Source organism: Micromonospora sp. NPDC051296, from assembly GCF_040682255.1.
GTDB lineage: Bacteria > Actinomycetota > Actinomycetes > Mycobacteriales > Micromonosporaceae > Micromonospora > Micromonospora craterilacus.
Genome location: NZ_JBFBAO010000436.1, coordinates 1 through 5,187, shown reverse-complemented (window position 1 = coordinate 5,187; position 5,187 = coordinate 1). Strand labels below are relative to the sequence as shown.

Annotated in this window: 6 protein-coding genes; 4 read left to right on the top strand and 2 right to left on the bottom strand. The window is 67.4% G+C overall.

The genetic code is table 11. The annotated features are described in order from the left end of the window. Positions 1-310, bottom strand: a 310-nt coding sequence (locus tag AB0M52_RS30135; RefSeq protein ID WP_363960757.1) for a cupin domain-containing protein, incomplete at its 3' end; no start/stop codon positions are given. Positions 311-1,138: 828 nt separating this feature from the next. Here AB0M52_RS30135 and AB0M52_RS30130 point away from each other — a divergent pair. Continuing rightward, positions 1,139-1,264, top strand: a complete 126-nt coding sequence (locus AB0M52_RS30130; protein WP_363960755.1) for a hypothetical protein — start codon at positions 1,139-1,141, stop codon at positions 1,262-1,264. 147 nt (positions 1,265-1,411) lie between these two features. Further along, on the top strand, positions 1,412-2,215 hold the full coding sequence (locus AB0M52_RS30125; RefSeq protein ID WP_363960753.1) for a GNAT family N-acetyltransferase: 804 nt from the start codon (positions 1,412-1,414) through the stop codon (positions 2,213-2,215). A 257-nt stretch (positions 2,216-2,472) separates the two neighbouring features. Here AB0M52_RS30125 and AB0M52_RS30120 read toward each other — a convergent pair whose 3' ends face one another. Then, complete coding sequence (locus tag AB0M52_RS30120) at positions 2,473-2,751, bottom strand: DUF6228 family protein (RefSeq protein ID WP_363960751.1); 279 nt, start codon at positions 2,749-2,751, stop codon at positions 2,473-2,475. Between the two features lie 73 nt (positions 2,752-2,824). On the opposite strand from AB0M52_RS30120, the gene istA reads away from it, so the two are divergent. Together istA and istB are read left to right on the top strand one after the other, a co-directional pair. Beyond that, positions 2,825-4,123, top strand: a complete 1,299-nt coding sequence (gene istA, locus AB0M52_RS30115) for an IS21 family transposase (protein WP_363960749.1) — start codon at positions 2,825-2,827, stop codon at positions 4,121-4,123. Between the two features lie 115 nt (positions 4,124-4,238). Further along, positions 4,239-5,009: an IS21-like element helper ATPase IstB gene (gene istB / locus AB0M52_RS30110; protein WP_363960747.1), complete on the top strand. Its 771-nt coding sequence runs from the start codon at positions 4,239-4,241 to the stop codon at positions 5,007-5,009. The last annotated feature ends 178 nt before the right edge of the window (positions 5,010-5,187 follow it).

Below are 5,187 nucleotides of genomic sequence, written 5' to 3'. Positions count from 1 at the left end.
TGGTGTCCTCGATGGCCTCGACGACCCCGGGCGCCTGCTCGGGAACGTGAACAAAATCCCCTGCGTGCACCGTTACGGCGTCGCTTCCAGCGCCCACTCGTACAGCTCCGCTGAGCACCACCCAGATCTCCGCGTAGGGGGCCGGCAGGCCGGCCCTCGCCCCGGCGTAGAGGAGCGACGTGTAGGCGCTCATCGACCTGCTGGCCTCTTTGTCGAGGGCGGGCGCGATGAGGATCCGGTCGCCGAAGCGGATGGCGTCGTCGCCGATCGTCGAGCTAAACCTGCGGGCCTGCGGGGGCGTGGCATCCATACTGAAGTCTCTCCCTGTGCGGTGGTTAGGCGTCGAGCTCGGTCGCGGCGAATGACCCTGCATTACGTTGAAGAACACGGATACCGGCCACCAAGGGAGCTGCGCGACGGCTTGCGGACCGCCGAGCAGCCGCAGTGGGACTGGCGCGCCGAGCGCTTGCACGCGGTGCTGCTGGACCAGTCGGAGGATCCGAGTCTTCGGTGCCAGGCCGCGGTTGACCTCGCGAGCTGGAACGACCTGCGCGCATTGGACGGTTGCGGCACGCCGCACACGATGAGGACCTGGCCGACGTGGCGGGAGACGAGATCGGCCGCTCGTTAGCAGCGTTCGTGGATCGTGGCCTCGCGAGGGAGCTGATCGCCGAGGACTTGCACGAAATGGTGCGGTACGGCCTCGACGAGGTATCTGTCCGCTGATGTCTACGGGCATCCGCATCTGCTGACCGGGTGTCACGCGGCGTCATAGTCGGCCGATCAGGATGATGCTCGGTCCTGCCGATGAGTCGCCCGAGTCGGACCTGTCCGCCCGGCAGCTCGTTACCGACCCGCGGAGAGTCCGGGGACTGGCCACAGACCCCGGAGCCGCTGGACCTCTGACCGGTTTCAGTCGACGCGCAGGCTCACCGCCGGTCAGCTCCTGTTCGGTGTACTGGCGGGGATCCCGGTCGGCAACCACGACCAGGTCGGCGTCCTGCCCGGGCGGTGCCCCGCGGACAGAGAACCGGAATCGGCAGGTGCCGTCGGTGAGCGCCTGCGCGTCGGTCAGCCTCCCGGCGGCCAACCCGCCTGTGGTCGTGATGAGCATTGGGGCGCCGTCGATGGCGTCGGCGTGGACGCCGATGCCGGCGCAGCCGCCGTGGTCATCCTGGTGAAGGACGCGCCGTCGCCGAGTACCACCACGCCGGAGACCACGAAGGTATCGGTGGTCGGCCGGCTCCCGAACCTACTGAGCTGAGACCCGACATCGCCGGCGGCCGGTGTCGTACCTTGATGGGTTACACGTCGACTCCACTTGATGCATTACACGGCCCCCGATCGCCGGCTACTGACCGTGAATGTTCGCGGCCCAAGCCGGTTGAAAGACTGGGTTTAGAGTTTCGGAGTGCATATCAACTCGCTTGGCTACCAAACTGACCTGGCGCTGCTCCGGCTCGGAGGGAGCGAGATCGAGGACCGGGGCGACCATATCGCGGTACGGTCACCGCACAATCCCGGCCACTGGTGGGGCAACTTTCTGCTCCTTCAGTCCCCACCCACAGCCGAGGACACCGACCACTGGCTCAAGGCGTTCGCGAACGAGTTCCCCGAGGCGAACCACATCGCGCTCGGTTTCGACGGTGTCGACGGATCGGCCGACGACCTCTCTCCCTTCAGGAACAGGGGATTGAGCGTCGAGGGTCAGGCAGTCATGACCGCCACCACAGTCCACGAACCGCCACGGCCGAACCGGGACGCCAAGTACCGCGCCTTGTCCAGTGACAAGGACTGGGAGCAACTGATCGAGCTACGCATGTCCTGCATCGGCGAAGGCCTCGATGCGCAGTCCTACCACGACTTCACGGTCGCCAAGGTGGCAACCGTCCGTCGCCTCGTCGAGAGCGGTCACGGCGCCTGGTTCGGCGCCTTCAAGGACGATCGCCTGCTCTCCGGCATGGGACTCTTCCACGCCGGCGAAGGACTTGCCCGCTTCCAGTCCGTCGAGACCCGTCCCGATGCCCGCGACCGCGGGCTGGCCGGGACGCTGGTGCACCACGTGAGCGCTTACGGCTTCACTGAACTCCGCGCACGCACGCTGGTGATGGTGGCCGACCCGCAGTATCTGGCCATCCGGGTCTACCGCTCAGTGGGATTCGCTGAGACGGAGACACAACTGCAGGCCGAGAAGCCACCGAACTCGCACACCTGACCTCCCCCGACGCCAAGTACCCGGAAGCTGCACCGATTGGTCGCGGCCCTACCCGGGAGTATCGCGGGGTTAGCCGTTGGGCCGAGGACAAGCTGACACCATCGGTGTGCACCCCGCGGGACCGAGGTTTGCCCACCAGACCCCGGTTACTCATTTGCCGCATCGTGCGCGGCACCAGCCGGAACCTTCACTCGTCGTGATCGACCGTGCGGCCGATCTTCGGAAGTAGCAGTCGATCGTGCTTCCGGCCATGCGTGCTACGAGACCAACTCGGTGAGTTCAGCGACGAGACGTCGCATGTCCTCGCCGCTGTCGAGGGTCACCACGACGGATGCCTCCCACGCTCCCGGTTCACAGCCCCGGGGACCTCGAATGACGGAACGGAGACTGACATGGCCGCGTCCGTCGTGCGTCGCGTCGATGCGGAGGTCACGTTCGAGTGACTGCCAGCTACGCACGCCATCCCAGCCGTAGAACGACTGTCGGCGTACGGGTTGGTGTCCCCAGGTAGGTACGGATGAACGTGGCCAGGCCACGGCGTGGCGATGGCCTGGTGGGGTGTCCGATGAGTAAGACTTCGCCCGGTATGAGCTGGGGCGGAGGGCGGCGATGGTTCTGCGGTCGGAGCGGTGGCTGGAGCTGCGCCGGTACCGTGCGCTGCGCGAGGCGGGGCTGAGTCTGTCGCAGATCGCTCGGGAGACCGGACTGGACCGCAAGACGGTGCGGAAGTACCTGGCTGATGAGACGGTGCCGGCGCCGCCGCAGCGGTCACCGCGTCGGGATGCCCGGGTGTCGGTGTTGAGCCCGTTCGCGCATGTGATCGACGCGTGGTTGCGGGCGGAGTTGCTGCTCAAGGGCACGGTGATTCACGAACGGCTGGTGGAGCAGTACGGGTTCACCGGCAACTACCAGCGGGTGAAGCTGTATCTGCAGGAGGCTCGGCCGCGGATCGCGGCGGAGATGGGCATCGGCTCGGACGAACTCGCTGGCCTGCACCGCCGGTTCGAGGTGGTGCCTGGTGCGCAGGCGCAGGTCGACTGGGGCGACGAGGGCGGGATTCTGGCTCACGTCGGGATCGCGAAGGTCTATTCGTTCCACATGGTGCTGTCGTATTCGCGGGATCCGTTCTGCTGCTTCACCACCAGTCAGGACCTGTCGGCGTTCTGGGAGTGCCATCGGCGGGCGTTCGCCCACTTCGCCGGGGTGCCCAAGTCGATCGTCTACGACCGGACGAAGACAGTTGTGCGCCGCCACGTCGCCCCCGGGCAGGCGGTGCCGCTGCACCCCGAGGCGGTCGCGTTCGCCGGGCACTACGACTTCGACATCGACGTCCTGGCGGCCTACCGACCCACCGGCAAGGGCCGGGTCGAGCGTCAGGTCACGATCGTCCGCGATCACGTCCTCGCGGGTCGGGGCTTCTCGTCACTGGCCGACCTGGATGCTGCGTTTATGCAGTGGGTGCCGATGCGGCGGGCCCGAACCCACCGCACCCACGGTGAGGTCATCGGAGTCCGTGCGTTCCGAGATCATGCCACATTACGTCCGATGCCAGCTCGGCCGTATGTGGTCGCCGTCCGGCATCTGCGGCATGTCGGCAAGGACTGCCTGGTCGCCTACGACGCGAACCTCTACTCGGTTCCGGCCCGTCGGGTCCGGCACCGGCAGTTGGTCGAGGTCCGCGCGACCGCAGCGACCATCGCCATCCACGCCACCATCCCAGATCAGCACGGCGAGACCCTGCTGGCCACCCACCCGAGGGCGGTCGGACGCGGCGCCCGCATCGTCGACCCCGCCCACTGGGACGGCCTGCCCGACGGACACACCCGCGCGACCACCACCGGCGACACCCCACCCCACCCCAGCGCAGCCGCCCCACACCCGGCGCCAGCCCGCTGCAGGCGCTGCTGAACCGGGCCGCCGCAGCCCAGGTCACCGTCGACCGCAGGCCACTGTCGGTCTATGACCAGATCGCCGGCACCAGCCCCTTCACCACCGGCCGCAGCTACCCGAAGGGCACCAGCACGTGAGTGACCTCGTCGCCGACCGCATCCGCGCCACCGCCACCAGGCTCGGCCTGCCACACCTGGCCCGCACCCTCGCCGACCTCACCGCCCGCGCCGACACCGAGGCCATGGGCTACCTCGACTTCCTCGACCTCGTCCTCGAAGAAGAGCAGGCCGTCCGCGACGAACGCCGCTTCCGCTCAGCGCTTCGACTGTCGAAACTGCCGCACCACAAAACCCTCGACGAATACGACTTCGCGTTCCAACCCGACCTCGACCCCCGCAAGATCCGGGACCTGGCCACCCTCGCGTTCGTGCAAGCCAAAGCCAACGTCGCCCTCCTCGGCCCGCCCGGCGTCGGCAAGACCCACATCGCCGTCGCCCTCGCCGTCGCCGCCTGCCGAGCCGGGTTCACCGTCTACTTCACCAGCCTCGACGACATGGTCCGCCACCTCACCGCCGCCGACGCCATCGGACGACTGGCCCGCAAACTGCACACCTACCTACGCCCCAACGTCCTCGTGATCGACGAGGTCGGCTACCAACCCCTCGAACGCGCCCAAGCCAACCTCGTCTTCCAAGTCATCCCAAAGCGATACGAGAAGGGCTCCACCCTGCTCACCTCGAACAAGAGCTTCGGCGAATGGGGCCAAGTCTTCGGCGACGAAGTCCTCGCCACCGCCATCCTCGACCGTCTCCTGCACCACTGCGACGTCGTCGCCATCAACGGACCCAGCTACCGACTCAAGAACCGCCTCACCGCCATCGAAAGCCAAGCCAACGTCGCCTGACCTGGCCACGTTCATCCGTACCTACCTGGGGACGCACACTCGTACGCCGACAACGACTCCGCCAGAGAGTCCCCCGGGTTCCGCAGCTTGGCTCGGAGTCCTTCGGTGTCCTTGGCGGTGGTGCCGGTGCCGAGTGCGCGGCAGATGTCCTTGGCGCGCATCGGCTCGGCGGCGGTGT